The 18,901-nt window shown below is 62.7% G+C and carries 17 protein-coding genes; 10 read left to right on the top strand and 7 right to left on the bottom strand.

The genetic code is table 11. The annotated features are described in order from the left end of the window. Positions 1 to 65: 65 nt before the first annotated feature. Both F561_RS0102965 and F561_RS0102970 read right to left on the bottom strand, forming a co-directional pair. The gene (locus F561_RS0102965; RefSeq protein ID WP_019008453.1) at positions 66 to 1,115 is read right to left on the bottom strand and encodes a branched-chain amino acid ABC transporter permease; all 1,050 of its coding nucleotides are present in this window, start codon (positions 1,113 to 1,115) and stop codon (positions 66 to 68) included. 97 nt (positions 1,116 to 1,212) lie between these two features. Beyond that, complete coding sequence (locus F561_RS0102970) at positions 1,213 to 2,364, bottom strand: ABC transporter substrate-binding protein (protein WP_019008454.1); 1,152 nt, start codon at positions 2,362 to 2,364, stop codon at positions 1,213 to 1,215. Positions 2,365 to 2,579: 215 nt separating this feature from the next. Here F561_RS0102970 and F561_RS0102975 point away from each other — a divergent pair, with 215 nt between their 5' ends. Continuing rightward, entirely contained in the window at positions 2,580 to 3,536 is a 957-nt protein-coding gene (locus tag F561_RS0102975) for a hypothetical protein (RefSeq protein ID WP_019008455.1), read from the top strand. Between the two features lie 45 nt (positions 3,537 to 3,581). Here the strand turns inward: F561_RS0102975 and F561_RS0102980 are convergent, their stop codons facing one another. Then, positions 3,582 to 4,811 carry a PucR family transcriptional regulator gene (locus tag F561_RS0102980; RefSeq protein WP_019008456.1) on the bottom strand — a complete coding sequence of 410 codons (1,230 nt, stop codon included), beginning with the start codon at positions 4,809 to 4,811 and terminating at the stop codon, positions 3,582 to 3,584. 134 nt (positions 4,812 to 4,945) lie between these two features. Between F561_RS0102980 and F561_RS0102985 the strand changes: the two genes are divergently transcribed. From F561_RS0102985 to F561_RS0103020, 8 genes are all read left to right on the top strand, one after another. Then, entirely contained in the window at positions 4,946 to 5,746 is an 801-nt protein-coding gene (locus F561_RS0102985) for a fumarylacetoacetate hydrolase family protein (protein WP_019008457.1), read from the top strand. Positions 5,747 to 5,808: 62 nt separating this feature from the next. Next, positions 5,809 to 6,594, top strand: coding sequence for a hypothetical protein (locus F561_RS0102990; RefSeq protein WP_019008458.1), 786 nt, complete (start codon positions 5,809 to 5,811; stop codon positions 6,592 to 6,594). A 17-nt stretch (positions 6,595 to 6,611) separates the two neighbouring features. After that, positions 6,612 to 8,189, top strand: coding sequence for a 5-carboxymethyl-2-hydroxymuconate semialdehyde dehydrogenase (gene hpaE / locus F561_RS0102995; protein WP_019008459.1), 1,578 nt, complete (start codon positions 6,612 to 6,614; stop codon positions 8,187 to 8,189). Positions 8,190 to 8,329: 140 nt separating this feature from the next. Beyond that, positions 8,330 to 9,817: a 4-hydroxyphenylacetate 3-monooxygenase, oxygenase component gene (hpaB, locus tag F561_RS0103000; RefSeq protein WP_019008460.1), complete on the top strand. Its 1,488-nt coding sequence runs from the start codon at positions 8,330 to 8,332 to the stop codon at positions 9,815 to 9,817. Positions 9,818 to 9,848: 31 nt separating this feature from the next. Further along, a complete protein-coding gene (gene hpaD, locus F561_RS0103005; RefSeq protein WP_019008461.1) occupies positions 9,849 to 10,811 on the top strand; it encodes a 3,4-dihydroxyphenylacetate 2,3-dioxygenase in 963 nt (320 codons plus the stop codon). 33 nt (positions 10,812 to 10,844) lie between these two features. Then, positions 10,845 to 11,684, top strand: coding sequence for a 2-oxo-hept-4-ene-1,7-dioate hydratase (gene hpaH / locus F561_RS0103010; protein WP_019008462.1), 840 nt, complete (start codon positions 10,845 to 10,847; stop codon positions 11,682 to 11,684). Then, complete coding sequence (gene hpaI, locus F561_RS0103015; protein WP_019008463.1) at positions 11,674 to 12,453, top strand: 4-hydroxy-2-oxoheptanedioate aldolase; 780 nt, start codon at positions 11,674 to 11,676, stop codon at positions 12,451 to 12,453. The genes hpaH and hpaI overlap by 11 nt, the downstream gene beginning before the upstream one ends. A 58-nt stretch (positions 12,454 to 12,511) precedes the next feature. Continuing rightward, positions 12,512 to 13,246, top strand: coding sequence for an HAD family hydrolase (locus tag F561_RS0103020; RefSeq protein WP_019008464.1), 735 nt, complete (start codon positions 12,512 to 12,514; stop codon positions 13,244 to 13,246). A 62-nt stretch (positions 13,247 to 13,308) separates the two neighbouring features. Here F561_RS0103020 and F561_RS30275 read toward each other — a convergent pair whose 3' ends face one another. The 4 genes from F561_RS30275 to F561_RS0103040 all read right to left on the bottom strand — a co-directional run bounded on the left by F561_RS30275 (position 13,309) and on the right by F561_RS0103040 (position 17,336). After that, positions 13,309 to 14,196 carry a ParB/RepB/Spo0J family partition protein gene (locus F561_RS30275; protein ID WP_019008465.1) on the bottom strand — a complete coding sequence of 296 codons (888 nt, stop codon included), beginning with the start codon at positions 14,194 to 14,196 and terminating at the stop codon, positions 13,309 to 13,311. After that, complete coding sequence (locus F561_RS0103030) at positions 14,193 to 14,984, bottom strand: ParA family protein (RefSeq protein ID WP_026298563.1); 792 nt, start codon at positions 14,982 to 14,984, stop codon at positions 14,193 to 14,195. Before F561_RS0103030 ends, F561_RS30275 begins: the two co-directional genes overlap by 4 nt. A 131-nt stretch (positions 14,985 to 15,115) precedes the next feature. Next, entirely contained in the window at positions 15,116 to 16,270 is a 1,155-nt protein-coding gene (gene glf / locus F561_RS0103035) for a UDP-galactopyranose mutase (protein ID WP_019008467.1), read from the bottom strand. Next, positions 16,263 to 17,336 carry a glycosyltransferase gene (locus F561_RS0103040; RefSeq protein ID WP_019008468.1) on the bottom strand — a complete coding sequence of 358 codons (1,074 nt, stop codon included), beginning with the start codon at positions 17,334 to 17,336 and terminating at the stop codon, positions 16,263 to 16,265. The genes glf and F561_RS0103040 overlap by 8 nt, the downstream gene beginning before the upstream one ends. 268 nt (positions 17,337 to 17,604) lie before the next feature. On the opposite strand from F561_RS0103040, the gene F561_RS0103045 reads away from it, so the two are divergent. Continuing rightward, entirely contained in the window at positions 17,605 to 18,822 is a 1,218-nt protein-coding gene (locus F561_RS0103045; protein ID WP_019008469.1) for a hypothetical protein, read from the top strand. The last annotated feature ends 79 nt before the right edge of the window (positions 18,823 to 18,901 follow it).

Here is an 18,901-nt window from a genome sequence, read left to right on the forward strand (position 1 = left end):
GGCCGATGCTTCTGGCTGGATTCCCCACGCACTCTGCACAGTTCTCAACCTCAATAAAAACGGGATCATTCGTCTTCCTCGTCGTGGTGCTTGCTGCTCAGGCTGCGCCACAACAGCACGGGCAGAATCAGGGTAAACACAATCACTTCCTTCCACTGGCTGAGGCTGAAACTGGCGTAACTTTCGATCAATCCGACCAGGAGTGCGCCGAGGGCTGCCACCGGGTAGGACACGAGGCCGCCGATAATGGCTCCCACGAACCCCTTGAGGCCGATGAGGAAGCCCGTGTCGTAGCTGACAGCGATGCTGGGGCCGATCAGGAGGCCGCTGAGGGCGCCGATCAGGGCCGCCACCGTGAAGGCCAGCGAACCCGCCGCCGTGGGCCGGATGCCCACCAGTCTCGCGCCCATGCGGTTGACGGCGGTGGCCCGCAGCGCCTTGCCCGTCAGCGTGCGGTCAAAAAAGTAGTACAGCCCCACCATCAGCAGTGCCGACACCATGATGACCAACAGGCTCTGGTTGCTGAGAGTCACGCCGCCCAGCACGGTATTCCCTTCGGCAAAGGCGGGAGTGCGGCTGCCTTCTGGCCCGAAAAACACCAGCCCGAGGCCCACCAGCACCAGATGCAGCGCCACCGAAGCGATCAACAGCACCAGCACCGAGGCATTGCGGAGCGGCTGGAACACTACGCGGTACAGCAGCGGCCCCAGCGGAACCACCAGCAGCAGCGTCAGAAGCACCTGCACCAGCAGCGGCGCTTTGGCGGCGGCCAGCGTGGTGGTCAGTGCCCACAGGCCCGCGCCCAACGCCACGCCGGAAACGCCGGAAATGCCAGCGGATCGTCCGTCGCCGCGCCGCAGAGCCTCCACGACGTTCAGCACCGTGGAGATGGCGAGCAGCACCAGCAGCAGCGTCAGCGTACCGGGCACCCGGCCCAGTTGCAGGCTGGCGAGCGTCAGCGTGCCGAACATCACAAATTCGCCTTGCGGCACAAAAATCACGCGGGTCACGGCAAAGACCAGAACCAGCGCCAGCGAGAGCAGCGCGTACACTGCGCCGTTGGTCAGGCCGTCGGCAGTCAGAATCGGAAAAATGGCAGGATCGAAGATATTCAAAGCGGGGCCTTTTGGTGGGATGAGAAGGCGCAAATAGGGGAAGGGCTACGGGCGAGAGCGTTCATAGCTCAAGGCCCATAGCCCATAGCCCACAACGTTACTTGATCAGTTTCCAGGTGTTGCCCACGACCTGCACCATCACGCGGCTGCGAGCATCGAGGCCGAGGTGGTCGGTGGCACTGAGATTAAAGATGCCGTGTGCGCCGATGATGTTGCGCGTGCCTTGCAGGGCGTCGCGCAGGGCTTCACGGAATTCGGCAGTGCCGGGCTTGGCTTTTTTGAGGGCCACCGGAATGGCTTTTTGCATCAGCAGGCCCGCGTCCCACATGTGCGCTCCGAAGGTACTCACGCTGTCTTTGCCGTATTTGCCTTCATACAGGTTGACGTAGGCCAGCCCAACCTTCTTCATGGGGTTGGAATCAGGCAACTGGTCGGCCACCAGTACGGGGCCAGCGGGCAGGATCGCGCCTTCCACGTCTTTGCCGCCCACACGCAGGAAATCTGCATTGGCGACGCCGTGCGTCTGGTAAATCTTGCCGCCGTATCCACGGTCATTCAGGGTTTTCTGCGGCAATACGGCAGGCACGCCCGAAGCGCCGATCAGCACGGCGTCGGGCTTGGCGGCCAGCACTTTCAGCACCTGCCCGGTCACGCTGGTATCGGTGCGGGCGTAGCGTTCGGTGGCGACCACGCGGATGCCGCGTGCGGCGGCGTTCTTCTGGAGTTCAGCCAGCCAGCCCTCGCCGTAGGCATCGTTGAAGCCGATGTAGCCCACGGTTTTGACCTTATTTTGCTGCATGTGCTGCACGATCGCCGCTGCCATCAGCGCGTCGGTCTGGGGTGTCTTGAAGACCCATGAGCGGCGGGCGTCTACTGGCTTGATGATGCCCTCGGAGGCAGCCAGCGAGATCATGGGGGTCTTGCTTTCGGCGGCCACATCGATCATGGCGAGGCTGGCGGGCGTGGTCGTGGTGCCGATAATCAGATCGACCTTGTTTTCCTGAATCAGCTTGCGGGCGTTGGTCACAGCGGTGGTGGTATCGCTGGCATCGTCCAGAATGGTGTAGATGACCTTCTGTCCACCAATTGTTTGTGGCAACAGAGCCACCGTGTTCCGTTCGGGAATGCCGAGGCTGGCGGCGGGGCCAGTGGACGAGACGATCACGCCCACGCGCACATCGGCCAGGGCCAACGAGGACACGGCAAGCAGGGCGGTCAGGGTCAGACGGAAATGATTGGAACGCTTCATGGGTGAACCTCCGTACACCGCCGAGCGTCAAACTGGGCGGAGATCATAGCAACTTGGGTTAAGCGATGGTAGCAGAAAAAGCGGTCAGGCTAACAAGCGTTAGCCAACTTTGTGACCTGTCCCCTTTCCGGGGGCACTCTCTACAGACGCACGCGCTGAGAGCAACCGTTACCCCGCTGACGTTCAGCGGTGTGACAGGCTCTACAGTAAAGGCGATGCCCTGGCCTCCGCTCCGCTTTCGCCCCATCCTCTCTGCTGCACTGCTGACCTGTACCGCTCTGCTGTCTGCCTGTGCGCCGCTGAGCTGGCGGCCCGGCAAATCGCCCGCGCTTGACCTGAACGCCGCCCCGCCCGACGTGGTGCTGCTGAGCGTCTCGGGACGCTGCGGCCCCCCCTGCGCCGCCCCGCGTGACGACTGGGATTCGCTGACCCCACGGGGCACTGTAGACGCGGTGGCCGACGCTCTGGCCGCCACGGGCCTCAGCGTGCAGGTCGGCGGGTACGCCAGCAACGCCAACGAAACCTTCTTTTCCAAACAGGTGTTGGCTTTTCAACCCGGTTTTGGGGCGTTGGTGCGCGACCTGGACCGCATGAAATCCACCTGGCTGGCGGGGCCGAATCCGCCGCGCCTGGTGCTGCTGGGCCATTCTCAGGGCGTGATCTGGACCCATTACCTGACGCGCATCTACCCCGACGTGCCGTTTTCTCTGCTGATCGATCTGGACGGCAGTTGCACGTTCTGGGGAGCTGACCGCGCCACCGACCGTCCGCTGATCCCCCTGAACTATCCGGCCCCCGGCCAACCCAAACCCGCCCAGGCCTGCGACAATCTGAGCACCCCAGCAGGCACCTTGCGCGGCAAGGATGTCGTGTGGCCCAACGTGGAGCGCAATCTGGAAGTGCAGAGCAAGCGCCTGCCTGCCCGCACCAGTCCAGCGGGTGGCCTGCCCGTCAACTACCTGTTCGACCTGACCCGCAACGCCCGCCCAGACGGAAGCCGCACGGGAATAGAGACATTCATATCGGTGCGCGAAGATCACAGCGCGGTGTCTCATCCAAACAGCGATGCCCTGCGCTGGGTGTCGGAACATGCGGCGCAACTGGCCCTGAGCTGGAAACTTCAGCGCTCAGACGAAGTGCAGACGGGAAATGCACCCACGGGCACGCCTTGACCTAAACGGCAGGACCGAGTGACTGGACCGAGTGACTGGGCTGGATCAGCCTTCTTCTGCACCGAACGCCAGATACAGCCGCGCCAGCAATTGAGGGTCGCTCAAGCTGCCTCCCAGTACCTCTTCGGCACGGCGCAGGCGGTAGCGCAGCGTATTGACGTGAAGATTCTGCCGCGCCGCCAGGAGCGATAGAGAACCGGTATGCATCAGGTAGGCCCGCAGGGTGGCCTCTATTCGCCCGTCATCGTCCAGCACAGCGAGGCGGGCCTGAATCTGGGCCTTCAGCGTGCCCAGTGCGCCGCCCGACAGGAGGGCATACAGCGCGTCCATTCCGTGAAAGAGTGTGAGGCCGCGTGGCTCACGGGTGGCGACAAGTGCCTGACGTGCCTGCTGCAACGCAGTGCGGGCTGCACCCGCGCCCACATGCCGCCCGCTGATGCCGAGACGCACATCCTGCGCGGTAGAGGCGGTCAGGGCCGCGTGCAGACCACCCGCTTCCCGCTCCAGGTCGTGGGTGGGCCACAGCCATACGGCGCGGTTGTCCTGAACAGTGCAGTAGACCAGTCCGGCCCGCTCGGACACCGACTCCGGCCCCTGCGTGCGCTCAAAAAAGTAACCCTCACCCACTGCCGCCAGAACATCCAGCGCGGCGGCGCGGGCGGTGCGTGCCCTCAGGCCGGGTGCAGACTCATTTGGGAAGGCCGCCACAGCCACTGCATACGCCTCGCCGTCCAGCACGGCATTCTCGGAACCAGCGCCCGCTAACAAGGCATTCAGCGTGTGTTCTCCGACTCGGCGCCGTGCCGCTCCTGCCGCCGCCGATTGCAACCGTGCCAACAGCGCATATTCGGCAGCGACGGGCAGCAATGGTCGCCACTGTGCGGCCACGTCCAACAGCAGCGCACCCACATGCCGCCCACCATGCGTCAGGCGAACCGACAGAGGCTGACCTGTAGGCGTGCCAGCAGACGCCACCACATCGCCCCAACTGGCCCGAATTTCGGCGCGTCCTCCGGTCAGGCGGGCCAACACTGCCGTGAGTTCCTGCTCTGGGCGGACGTGCAACGTGGCCCCACGCAGGGCAGAAAGGAGGGCAGGCAGGCCCGGTGAGGCCAGTGCTTCCTGGGCCAGAAGGCTCAGCGCCGCGCCGCGCACATGTTCCAGAGGATGCTGGGGCAACAGCTCCGCAGCCTCTTCGGGCGTGCTGAACGTCTTTTTCGCCTGCTTCCCTTCAGGCAGATTCAGGGTAGTTCGCAACTCGGCAAGGGTCGGCATCTGTCGGATTCTACAAACTATGCGCGTGCAATCCACATTCTGTCCAAAAACTGGCAGGGTATTGGGCTTATGCTGAGCAGATCGACAACCCCAGTTTCAAGCATTCGAGTTCCCCTTCATCCGAGGAGTAGAGAGTGAAATACACCAGATTTACTGCGGGAGGCCGCCAGCTCAGGGGCCACCTGCACGACGGAAAACTGATTGACGCTGCCGGAGTGGCACACGACCCCGCCGCCGTACAATTTCGGCTGCCCGTGGAACCGCCCAAAGTGATCGCGCTGGCACTGAATTACAACGATCACGCGGGCGAATTGGGCCTGACGCAACCCAGCGAACCCGCCCTGTTCTGGAAACCCAACACCACTTTGCTGCCCCACGGCGGAACCGTGATCTATCCGCGTGGCGCAGAGTTTATGCACTACGAGGTCGAACTGGGCGTGATCATCGGGCGCGACGCCCGCCGTGTGAAGGCCAAAGACGCGATGGATTACGTGGGCGGCTACACCATCGGAAACGACCTGGTAGTGCGCGATTACGTGACCAACACCTTCCGCCCTCCCATGCGCGGCAAAGGCTGGGATACTTTCGGCCCACTGGGGCCGTATTACGTGACCGCCGATGAGGTGGCCGACCCGCACGACCTGACCCTGACGGCGCACGTGAACGGCGAATTGCGGCAACGGGGCAGCACCCGCGACATGATCTTTTCTATTCCCGAACTGATCGAACACATTTCGCGCTTTATGACGCTGCAAGAAAACGACGTGATCCTGACCGGCACACCCAAAGGCATTTCTCACGTGCGCCCCGGCGACGTGATGACGCTGGAAGTTGAGGGGCTGGGCATCCTGCAAAACGATATTCAGGAGGAGGATGACGGCGCAGAACCGATCAAGGGCAAGGAAAGCAAAGAGGGCGAGTGGGACGGGCGCTAAAGCCTGAGAAGGCGTCAGGAAACTGGGGGCAACAGCTCATCCGGCAGGCGCACGCTACGGCTATGACGCTTAACCCCCTGGCCCTGACTCTGCTGTTTTCCGCCTCTGCTCTGTCTGGTGTGGCCGCCGCGCAGCCCGCCTACCGCATGGATTCTTACCTGCTGCTGAACGGCAAAACGCAGCCCGCCTTCGCATGGTGCGACGCGCCTGACCGTGTGCTGGCGCTGACCAACCCGGCTACCCAGCCCGCCACGCCGCAGCCGGTAACGCTGGCCCGCTGGCTCAAACGTGCGCCCAATAAGGTGCAAACCGGAGCCTACCGCTTGGGGCCGGGAGAGGGAGCGGCGGGAACTATTTTCGTGGGCCTGAATCCAGCCAGTCGGCCTGACAGCAGCGCAAACGAGAACGGTGGAAATGTACGCCTCAGCAACGTGCAGAACGTGAACGACCCCGCCTACCGCATGAGCGCCGTGGGGGGCTTCAAAACGCCTTACGAGGATGTGCGCTGCCGCTACATACCAGACGCCGCTTTTGTTGGCGCAACCGCCAAACGCACGGTGATCATCTGGGCAAACGGCGGCAAAGTCACTTACGCCACCCGCAACTTCGACGGCACGCCGGGGGTAACGATCAGCGGGGGAACACCGATTAATTTTGGCTCCGAATCCGGCTGGGGCTATGAATTCCAGACGCCCGACGGCTTTGGGTACAGCGTGGCTCGGGGTGATTTCTCGGCAAACCCACAGATGACCCTGAACGTCATCAAAGGCGGAAAAGTCATCCAGACCGAACCCTTTCTGGCCTATTCCATCAGTACACCCCTCTCCAATTCGGCACAGCCCAAGTAAGCCTGTCAGGAGCAACCATGACCACCACCACGCTTCCCCAGACCACACACCCCAACCTAGAAAAAGCGGCGCAACTTGCAGCAGGGCTGCGGCCCCTGCGTCATCTGATCGGCGGGCAGTGGGCCGAGTCGGACGGCGGCGAACGCTTCGACTCGGTGAATCCGCACGATGGCAGCGTACTGACCAGCGCCCCCAGCGGCACAGCGGGCGATATTGACCGGGCTGCCCGTGCCGCTCACGACGCCTTCCAGATCTGGCGTAATGTCAGCGGGGCCGAACGCCGCCGCCTGCTGCACCGCATTGCCGATGCCATCGAAGCCCGCGCCGACGAAATCGCGCTGCTGGAGAGTCTGGACACCGGGCAGGCCATCCGCTTCATGAAGTCGGCGGCCACACGCGGGGCCGAAAACTTCCGCTTTTTTGCAGACCGCGCCCCCAGCGCCAGCGACGGCCAGAGCCTGCCCGCACCCGGTTTCATCAATTACACCCTGCGCCAGCCGATTGGCCCGGTGGGCGTGATTACGCCGTGGAATACGCCCTTTATGCTGAGCACCTGGAAGATTGCCCCAGCACTGGCGGCAGGCTGCACGGTGGTTCACAAGCCTGCCGAATGGAGTCCAGTCACGGCGACCCTGCTGGCCGAAATCATGCAGGGCGTGTTCGAGGAGGCGGGCCTGCCGGGGGGCATCGTGAATCTGGTGCACGGCTACGGCGAAAGCGCGGGCAAGGCGCTGACCGAGCACCCGCTGATTCAGGCGGTGGCCTTCGTGGGCGAAACCACCACCGGCAGTCACATCATGCGGCAGGGAGCCGACACCCTCAAGCGCGTTCACTTCGAGCTGGGCGGCAAAAATCCGGTGGTGGTCTTCGATGACGCCGATCTGGACAAATCCCTGGACGCCGTGGTGTTCATGATCTATAGCCTGAACGGGGAACGCTGCACCAGCTCCAGCCGGGTGCTGATCCAGAGCGGCATCTACGACGAATTCACGGCCCGGATTGCCGAGCGTGCCCGAAATCTGCGCGTGGGCCACCCACTGGACCCCACCACCGAGGTCGGCCCGCTCGTTCATCCCCGGCACACGGGCAAAGTCACCTCCTACTTTGATCTGGCACGGGAAGAAGGCGCGACCATCGCAGCGGGCGGCGAGGCACGGGGCGGAAATTACGTGTCCCCAACGCTCTTTACCGGAGCAGGGGCCAATATGCGGATTGCTCAGGAAGAAATCTTTGGCCCCGTGTTGACGGCAATTCCCTTTGAGGACGAGGCCGAAGCCCTGAGCATTGCCAACGGTGTGCGCTACGGCCTCGCCGCCTACCTCTGGACCAACGACATCACCCGCGCCCACCGCTTTGCCCAGAACGTGGAAGCGGGTATGGTCTGGGTCAACTCCGAAAATGTGCGCCACCTGCCCACGCCCTTTGGCGGCGTGAAAAACAGCGGCATCGGGCGCGATGGCGGCGACCATTCCTTCGAGTTCTATATGGAAACCAAAAACATCGCCATCTCGCTGGGCACGCACAAAACGGCGCGGCTGGGGGTAGGGGAAGCGCAGCCGACGCGGGACGGGGTGGATAAAAAATTGGCGGAATAGCCCCCCACCGCTTCGCAATGCCCCTTAAGTGGAGGAATCAAGAACTCTCGTCCTCTCCACTGAACGGAAATGGCCCACAACAACACACTCGCAGAACTACAGAGGCCGGGAGGGGGATTGCCCTTCCACAAGGAGCATGTATGGCTATTCTCACCGGACAACAGTTTTTAGACCGCCTTCAGCAGCAGCCGCCCACGCTGTACATCGACGGCGAGCGTGTGACCGACCCCACCACGCACCCGGCCACACGCAACATGGCCCACAGTCTGGCCGGGTTGTACGACCTTCAGCATCAGCCTGACCTGCGCGACACGCTGAGTTTTGAAGAGGACGGCGAGCGCTATGCCATGAGCTTTTTCGTGCCGCACAGCAAGGATGATCTGGCCCAGATCGGCAGGGCGCACCACCTCCGCGCCAACTATTCGCTGGGTTTCCTGGGCCGTGCGCCCGATTATATGAATGCCAATGTGATGGCCGCAGGCTTGGGGGCCGCCTACTTTTCCGAGTGCGAGGCCAGTGGCGAGGGCAAACGCGACTTTGCGGCCAACATGCGGAATTACTACGATTTCGTGCGCCGCAATGACCTGTGCCTCACGCACGCGCTGACCAATCCGCAGGTTAACCGGGCCAAGCAGGCTTCCGAAATGCCCGACCCCTACATTGCGCTGGGCGTGGTGGAAGAACGGGAAGAGGGCGTGGTGGTGCGCGGCGCACGCATGATGGCAACCCTGCCGATTGCCGATGAAATCCTCGTGTTTCCGTCCACGGTACTGAAGGAAAACGCCGACAAATCGCGCTACGCGATGGGCTTCGCGCTGCCCACCAATGCCCCCGGCCTCAGCTTTCAGTGCCGCGAGCCGTTTGATATTGGCCGCGACCCCGAAGACCACCCGTTGGGCAGCCGGTTCGACGAGCAGGACGCCTTCGTTATTTTTGACGACGTGCTGGTGCCGTGGGAGCGGGTCTTCCTGCTTTACGATACCGAACTGGCGAACAAGGCCTATGCGGGCACCGACGCCGTGCTGCACATGGCCTATCAGGTCGTCAACCTCAAGATTGCCAAGACCGAAGCGCTGCTGGGCGTGGCGCAGGGCATCGTGAACGCCATCGGCAGCGGACAATTTCAGCATGTGCAGGAAAAGGTCAGCGAATTTATCCTGACGCTGGAAATCATGAAGGCGCTGGAGGTGGCGGCCCGTGACGGCGCGGCTCCCAACAAATACGGTGTGATGACCCCGGCACGCGGCCCACTGGACGCCGCCCGCAACTATTACCCCGCCGTGTATGCCCGCCTGACCGAGCTGATTCAGCTTCTGGGCGCGTCGGGAATCATCATGATGCCCAGCAAGGCAGACCGGGAAGGCCCGCTGGGGCCGATGATCGCCAAATATTTGCAGGCCGGAAACGCCAGCGCCGAAGAACGCCTGAAACTGTTCCGGCTGGCCTGGGACATGACCATGAGCAGCTTTGGCGGGCGGCAGAACCTGTACGAGAAGTTCTTTTTTGGCGACCCCGTGCGGATGCGTTCGGCCCTGTACGACGTGTACGACAAAGCGCCGTATGTGGAGCGCATTCACAGCTTCCTGAAGCGCACCGAAACGCCGCAGGTGGTGGCCGCCGATGACTGACCTCTCTAATCTCTCTGCCCTCTCTGCCGGAATGCCCGACATCATCCGCATTGCCCACACCATTTTTACGGTCACGGATCTGGCCGCCAGCCGCGCCTTTTATGTGGATCTGCTGGGCCTGAACGTGCTGCACGAGGAACCGGGCGCACTGTACCTGCGCGGCGTGGAAGACCGCGAATGGACGCTGAAGCTGGAACTTGCCAAGCAGGCGGGAGTGCGCCACATCGCCTACCGGGTGCGGGCCGACGCCGATCTGGAACGTATGGCAGCGCTGGCCGAACGCGAGGGCCTCCCCTACCGTTGGGAATCCGAGCGTGACCGCCCGAGAATGCTGCGGATGCAGGACCCGTTTGGCGTGCCTGTGGCCTTCTTCCGCGAAAGCGTGACACATCCCTGGCTGTTGCAGGACTACCACTTGCACCGGGGGCCGGGGTTGCAGCGGGTAGACCATGTGAACGTGATGACCCCCGAAGTGGGCAACATGCGCGACTGGTACGCCAGAGAACTGGGCTTCCGAACCTCCGAATACACCGAGGACGACGAGGGCCGCATCTGGGCAGCTTGGGTGCAGCGGCGCGGCGGCGTGCACGACCTCGCCATGACCAACGGCACCGGCCCCCGCCTGCACCACTGGGCATACTGGATGCCCGACGCCATGAGCATCATCCGCACCTGCGACATTCTGGCCGGGGCGCGGCAGCCCGAACGCATCGAGCGCGGCCCCGGCAGACACGGCATTTCCAATGCCTTTTTTCTGTACGTGCGCGACCCGGACGGCCACCGCATCGAGCTGTATACCAGCGACTACATCACGGTTGACCCGGATTTCGAGCCGATCCGCTGGCACCTCAACGACCCCCGGCGGCAGACCCTCTGGGGAGCCAAAACGCCGCGCAGTTGGTTCGAGGAAGGCTCCAGCTTTGAGGCATTTGATGGCGGCTGGGTGGAGGCACGGGAAGGCGAACTGAAGGGAATGCCCATTCATGTCATCTAGGGTGTGGGCTGTGGGCCGTAGGTTGTGGAAAGAATGACCGAGCTTGAACGAGTTATTCCAGACGATCAACTGGCCGCCCTCGCCAGCGAACTGGAGGGAGCCGAGGCCACAGGCGTCATGCTCTCCCCTTTTTCCGAACGGTTTGCGGGCATGACCATAGCCGACGCCTACGCGGTGCAGCGGGCGTGGGTGGCGCAGAAGGTGGGCAGCGGGCGGCGCATCCTCGGGCACAAAATCGGCCTGACCTCGCGGGCCATGCAGATGGCCTCCCAGATCACCGAGCCGGATTACGGGGCGCTGCTGGACGATATGTTTTTTGAGCCGAATGGAGACATTCCCCTGTCGCGGTTTGTGGCTCCCAAGGTGGAAGTCGAACTGGCTTTTCTTCTCAAGGCCGACCTGCACGGCCCCGGCGTGACTCTGCTGGACGTGCTGCGGGCCACCGAATACGTGACCCCCGCCGCCGAAATTATCGACGCCCGAATAGAGCGGATCAGCCGTGCCACGGGCAAGCCGCGCCGCGTGCTGGACACCATCAGCGACAACGCCGCCAATGCCGGAATCATTCTGGGTGGGCGAGCCGTGCGCCCCGACGACATCGACCTGCGCTGGGCGGCGGCGCTGTGCATCAGGAATGGCGTGGTGGAAGAAACGGGTGTGGCGGCGGGCGTGCTGGGTCATCCGGCGGCGGGCATCGCATGGCTGGCAAATCGGCTGGCCCCACACGGTGAGGGTCTGAAGGCCGGAGAAGTGGTGCTGGCCGGATCGTTCACGCGCCCAGTGGACATCGGCTCTGGCGACGTATTTACCTTCGATTACGGCCCACTGGGAACTTTTTCTTGCCGATTCGCGGGGGCAGCGCGTGGACAGTAATGACAGCTTGAAGAACACCTTTAAAACCCGGTTGATTGCCGGAGAGCAACTCTTTGGATTCTGGCTGGCGCTGGCCGACTCCTACAGCGCCGAAATCTGCGCGGGCGCGGGCTTCGACTGGCTCCTGATCGACGGCGAACACGCCCCCAACGATCTGCGCTCCACGCTGGCACAGCTTCAGGCTGTTGCGCCCTATCCTTCGGCGGCGCTGGTGCGGCCCCCGGTGGGTGACTCGGTGCTGATCAAGCAACTGCTGGACATCGGCGCACGCAACCTGCTGATTCCGATGGTGGAGACGGCGGAGCAGGCCCGCGCCTTGGTGGCCGCCACGCGCTACCCGCCGCGAGGCATTCGGGGTGTGGGCAGCGCTCTGGCCCGTGCCAGCGCCTTTTCCCGCAATTCGGAGTATCTGAAACAGGCCGACGATGGTCTCTGCCTGATCGTGCAGGTGGAATCGGCGTCAGCACTGGCCGACCTGGACGAGATCGCCAACGTGGAGGGTGTTGACGGCGTATTCATCGGCCCCGCCGACCTCGCCGCCAGCATGGGGCTTCTGGGCAACCCCAACCATGCCGACGTGCAGCAGGCCATTCAGACTGCCGCCGCCCGCCTCCGCACGCTGGGCAAGCCCGCAGGCATCCTCGCCACCGATGAAACAGTGGCCCGCACCTATCTCAGTTGGGGCTACTCTTTTGTGGCCGTGGGGGTGGACGTGACGCTGTTGGCCCGCTCCAGCACGCAACTGGCAGCCAAATTCAGGGCAGGTTAAGAGTTGCTCGTCACGTGACGAGCAGATTCATGCGGCGTGCTTGCCCTAGCATGGCCGCATGATTTTTGCCTTTCTGAACCCGCTGGATACCCTGACTGCCGCACCCACGTCCGACGGGTTTCCTGCCGATGCTCTTGTCACAGACGAATTTGACCGCCGCAGGTCGGGGCTTTCGGGGCTGCTGCACGGGGCCACCCTGATTCCGGTCACGGGCATGGACGAGGAAGAGTTGTTGAACGTACCCGCTGCCTTTTTTTCCTGGCAGGTGCTGCTGCACGGCGCAGTCGTGGTGAACCCGGACGGAGAGGAAGACCCGGCATGGCGGCGGCTGACCGCAGAAACGCTGACGCAGCGGGCCGACGCGCTGACCCTGGCGTTTCAGGCGGCGCAGCACATCGGGCAACTGGGGCAACTGGGCACCGAGGCGGAACTGATCGAGCGTGGAGGCCGCCCCCTGCTGGTGCGCGTCAGTCACCCGCACGATCTGGACTACGCGCTGGACGCTGCCGCCCTCACCTGGGCAACCTGGCTGGAAGACGGCCCATTTCGGGGCGACCTGCGCCTGATGCGCGAAGGCGACCTCCTGACCATGCTGCCGCGTGAAATCAACCCTGAAAGCGCCGTGAACTACGTCCTGTCGGAGTTGGAAGAGGAGGTGGAATTGACCGTCGGTGTGAGTGCCAGCCAGAACGACGCCGCCTTCCTGTCCCTGTGCGACTTCGCCATGATTCCGGGCGGCGGGCCACTGCTGAGGCTCTCAGCAGAATCTGGGCCAGAGCTTGATTCCGATTGATTTCTCTGTTCCAAGTCTCCAAAAAAGTGCTCGTCACGTGACGAGCAACTTGGAAGATGGAATTATTCGCCGTCTAGCAGGGCCTGTACCTGCCCCAGCAGCCGCTCTACTTTTTTGCGGCGGGCCGGATCGAGGTTGTCCAAGGCCCGTTTGTGGCTGAGGCGGCGGGCCACCGCTTGCCAGCCCTCGGCGGGGGCAGAGGCGGGCGCAAGCTGGGCGCGGAGATCATGCACCGTGGCCCCGGCCAGAGCTGCCGTCAGCAATTCGGCGCGGGCGGCAGCATCGGGCACGCGGCCCACGATCAGGGCTTTGCGGTAATCCAGACCCGTACGCACGGCGGCCTGCACGTCTTCGGGCAGATTCAGGACAGCGGCGCGGTTGCGGATGAATGAACGCCACGACTCGCGGCCCAGTGCGCCAAAGGTGGTATCCAGTCGGGCCACCGCTTCCGGGTCAGCTTCCGGCGCACGGTCAAGGGCAAACATCCGGGCCACCGCCTCTGCCTCCGGCACGTTCAGGGCGGCGGCGGCCACCTGCAAACGCGCCCGCACCTCCTCGATCACATTCAGATTCTCACGCTGCAAGTTCTCTACGGCGGCGGCCAGGCGGGCCTGCGAATCATCCAGATCACGGATCAGAACCGGAACTTCTGAGAGTCCTGCCTGACCTGCTGCACGCCAGCGCCGTTCGCCTGCCACGATTTCGTAGCGGCCCCCGGTCAGCGGGCGCACCAGCAGCGGCTGTAATACTCCCTGCTCACGGATGCTGCGGGCCAGATCCTCCAGGGCTTCGGGCGCAAAATGCACGCGGGGCTGAAAGGTTCCGGCTTGCAGGGCCGAGACAGGCAGTGTGGTCGAGGCAGGCTGAGACAGGGTTTCTACGCCCGACACCAACCCACTGAGCCGCGAGCCGACCACAGGCCGGACAGCAGGGCGACTCTTGGCGCTCATCGCTGGACTCCGGCAGGGTCGGTTTCGGGCAGTTGAAATGGTAGCCCGATCACCTCGGCAATTTCGGCGGTCACGCGCAAAACATCGGCGTGAACGGGCGAACCCGGCGCATACACGCCCACAGGCTGACCCGCGCTGGCGCTGTCGTTCCACACGGCTCCCCGGTCTGGAATAGGGCTAGCCAGCGGTTTGAGGATGCCTTGCAACGCTGCATAGGCCTCACGGTCATGAGAACGGCGGGCGTCATAGAGGGTGGGCACGTACAGGCCGACGGTCAGGTCAGGGCGCAGTTTGCGGTACGTTGCCATCGCCTCACTCAGTCCGGCCAGCGCATTCATTCCCTTCTGGCGCGTGGGCACCGGCACGATCAGATGATCGGCGGCCAGAGCAGCCAGAATAGAAAGCTGCCCGAGGCTGGGCGGAGAGTCGATCAGGACGACATCGTACTGGTCAGCGACCTGCGCGAGTGCTCCCCGTAGGTGCAGGTGTGCGCCCACGACCCCCATCATCTGTCCCTCGGCCAGAGCCAGAGACACGTCGCTGGGAATCAGGTGAAGGCCGTGCACAGGCACAGGCGGGGGCAGGAGGTCGCCCCGCGTCGCCATATCGTAGGCGGTCTGTTCGCGGCGCACTCCCTCGACACCCAGCCAGTCGGTCAGGTTGGCCTGAGGATCAAGGTCGATGAGCAACACCCGCAGACCCGAGTGTGCGAGCGTGTAGCCCACATCCCGCGTCAGACTGGTTTTCATCACCCCACCGGCATGATTAAAGAGCGTTAGCGTTTGCATCTGTGCCTAGAGTAGCGCGAGTCTGGCGGCAGGCAGCTCAAAGCGCACGCAAGCGCGGCCCCTACACAAGCGGGCCGCCTCTCAACTGCTCTCTAGATTGGAAGATATAGCTCTAAATTTAGAGCCTTGAATTAGACCTGAACTTCCGCCTCGGTTCTGACGCCCGCCAACTCAGGTTCCAGTTGCTTGAAGGTCATGAGCGCCTGAGCCACGACCTGATCCATGTTGTAGTACTTGTAGGTGGCGAGGCGGCCCACGAAGGTCACGCCCTGTAACGCGTCGGCATCGGCAGCATATTTGCGGTACAGCTCGGCGTTCTCGGGGCGGGGTACAGGGTAATAGGGGTCGCCCTCGGCGGTTGGATATTCGTACACGAGGCTGGTCTGGGCGTGCGTCTGCCCCGTGATGTGCTTGAATTCCGACACGCGGGTAAAGGTGGAATCGTTGGGATGGTTGACCGTGCCCACCGGCTGAAACTGCTCCTGGGGCAGCGTGACGTGTTCAAAATTCAGGCTGCGGTAAGGCAGGCGGCCATAGCGGAAATTAAAGAAGGTATCGATGGGACCGGTATAGATCAGGTGATCGTGGGGCAACATCTCGATCACGTCGCGGTAATCGGTGTTCAGCATCACGCTGATATTGGGGTGCGCCAACATCGCCTCAAACATGCGGGTATAGCCATGGCGCGGCATGGCCTGATAGGTGTCGGTAAAGTACCGATCATCGCGGCTGGTGCGGGTGGGCACGCGGGCCGTGACCGAGGAATCGAGTTCGGAGGGATCGAGGCCCCACTGCTTACGCGTATAGCCCCGAAAGAACTTGTTGTACAGGTCGCGGCCCACCCGGTTCACGATCACGTCTTCACTGGTCCTGACCTGCTCGACAGGCTCAGCAACACTGGCAAAATAGTCTTCCAGTTGCGCCGCCGTAAGACTCAGGCCGTACAAGCGGTTGACGGTATCGAGATTGATGGGAATGGGTAATTTCTGACCGTCGACATTGGCCAGCACGCGGTGTTCATAGGGCCGCCAGGACGTGAATTGCGACAGGTAATCAAACACCTGCCGCGAGTTGGTATGGAAGATATGCGGGCCATAAGGATGAATCAGAATGCCTGCTTCATCGTGGCGGTCATAGGCATTGCCGCCAATATGCGGGCGGCGCTCCACGATCAGAACGCGTTTTCCCACGCTGGCGAGGCGCTCGGCCAGCACCGACCCGGCAAAGCCCGCACCCACAATCAGATAATCGAATCCCTGTTTTTTCCGGCTTGAAGAATCAGTCATCGGCGGCCTCCACCACGAGGGTCGTGCGCTCGGCGGCAGCTTCGGCCATCCGGTTTTCCATATCTTGCCATGTCCTGTCCCAGGACAGTTGACTCAGGTGAGCATCTGCCCGGCCCTGAAGCTCGGCTGCCTGCGGCGTTCCGCGTGCGTCCAGCAACTTCTGAATGGCCTGTTCGAAACCCTGTGCATCGTGGGCGATTTCCAGCAGCTTCGCCTCGCCGTAAGGCCGCACCACATCATGAATGGCGGTGGACACGACAGGAACGCCTGCTGCCAGATACTCAGGGGTTTTGGTGGGTGAGATGAACTCCGTGGCGTCGTTGCGGGCAAAGGGCAACAGGGCCACGTCCCAACCGCTCAGGTAGCCGGGCAGGTCGGCATAGCATTTTTGGCCCAGGTAATGCACGTTGCTGGCCTGCGGAAGCTCTTCTCGCGACACCTTGACCACTGGACCCAGCAATACAAAGGTCCAGTCGGGACGGCGCTCGGCCAGTTCAGACATCAGCGGCGCATCGAACCGTTCGTCCAGCACACCATAAAAACCGAGGCGTGGGCCGGGCAGTCCCGCCTGATCTTCGGGTTCGGCCTTCACGGTACGCGCCCGCGCAAAGTGCGGCACATCCACACTTGACGGAAATGGGAAGACGCGCGGGTGTTTGTGTCGCTTGGCTTCCCAGAGTCGGTAGCCCCCGGTAAAGACCAGATCGGCGCGGCGAAACAGCTCGGCTTCACGGGTCAGCAGTTCAGGCGGAGCGAACCGGAAGTTGGCAAGTTCGTCCATGCAGTCGTAGATGGTCAGTGAGGGAGTGAGGCCCGCTGTGATCGGAAGTTCCATGGGGGTGTAGACCCAGAGCACATACTCGGTCAATCCCTCATTCCTGACGAGTTCCTGAAGCAATTTGGCGGTGCGGGCCTGAGATTCGTCGGCACTCAGCCCGTGCAGGATATGCGGCGTGCATACCAGTACACCACTGGGGTCACGGCGTACGGCCATCCGGTCATCCGTCTCCCCAAACATAGGTTCTTCTATGTAATACACGCTGCGCGTCTGTGCTGCCCGCGTCATGAGGTGCTGAGGGCGCTGAAAGACAAAATCCCAACGCAGATGGGCTATACAGAGGAGGGGGGGCAGGGTGGAGGATTGTGAGGCGTATTCAGAATGTGTCATAGTGCACTTCCTTGAAAGCGTGAGAATGGAATGGGGCGCAGGCACATTAGAGGAATTTAGCGCCCCAGCGGTTTTCGCCCGTGCCGATCCAGCGAAGACCGATTCATAAACTTTGCCCGTGGGCTGAGAAATAGGTGAGCATCAATTCATCAGTTCTCATCTGGAAATGAATGCAGAGCTGGGCGAAATGGTGGATATGGCTGTCTCCTATCCTTCCCACGTCGCCGCTCAGCCGATGGTTTCGGAACTGTTCAGGAGCTTTTTCCAGGGCGGATTCGAATGCTCCACCCAACGTCTGCGGGCAGGACGGCGTCTGGACGTGATAGACGCCACGGCGCATGACCGTTTTGCACTGCAGGATTACACCCGGCTCAGAGAGATTGGGATGCAGACTGCCCGCGATGGTTTTCGCTGGCACCTGATCGAACATACGCCCGGTGAATACGACTTTCGCAGTGTCCTGCCCATGCTGCGGGCAGCCCGTCAGACTGGTATGCAGATCATCTGGGATCTGTGTCACTACGGCTGGCCCGACTTCGTGGACGTGTTCTCACCCGAATTTCCTGACCAATTTGGCCGCTACGCTGCTGCCTGCGCTGCCGTGCTGGCACAGGAAAACCCAGACGCCACACCGTTTGTCTGTCCGATCAACGAGATCTCGTTTCTGACCTGGGCAGGGGGTGACGTGGGGTACCTCAATCCATTCGCACACGGGCGTGGGCTGGAACTGAAGATGCAACTGGTGCAGGCAGCCCTCAAAGCCACCGACTCTCTGCGCCGGGTCTTGCCCAATGTCAGGATCGTATACGCCGAACCGCTGCTGTCCAGTCGCTGGCATCCAGACCGTCCACACGAAGAAGAACTGGCGCGGGCCGAACATCTGGGGCAATATCAGACGCTGGACATGCTGAGTGGACGACTCCACCCCGAACTGGGCGGTTTTCCTGACGCACTCGATATCGTGGGCCTGAACTATTACCCCTACAACCAGTGGTTTTTTCACCCGCACGCCCACGAGCGCGAACATCTGCCGACTGAACATGCTTTCCACCGCCCACTTGACGACCTTCTGAACGAGGTGTACGCCCGCTATGGCCGCCCACTGTTCCTGTCGGAAACAGGCACGGAGGGGGAAGCCCGCTCCGTATGGTTCCGGGGCGTGATGGACGGAATCCGGCGGGCGCGGGCGCAGGGCACCCCGGTAGAAGGCGTGTGCCTGTACCCGATCCTCAATCATGCGGGCTGGGACGATGACCGCCACTGTCCCAACGGGTTATGGGATGGCTGCGGCCCAGGTGGGGAGCGTCACATCTACGCGCCGCTGCTGCAAGAACTCCGGGCGCAGGGGTTGGCCGGAGCCGAACAGGGCCACCAAGTGGGATGAGACGGAATTGCACTGGCCTGCAGCCGGGCGTGAGCGAAACGAACGGCGAAAAGTACAGAGGCGCGGGAACCGGAACAGG

This window comes from Deinococcus aquatilis DSM 23025 (assembly GCF_000378445.1).
Lineage (GTDB): Bacteria > Deinococcota > Deinococci > Deinococcales > Deinococcaceae > Deinococcus > Deinococcus aquatilis.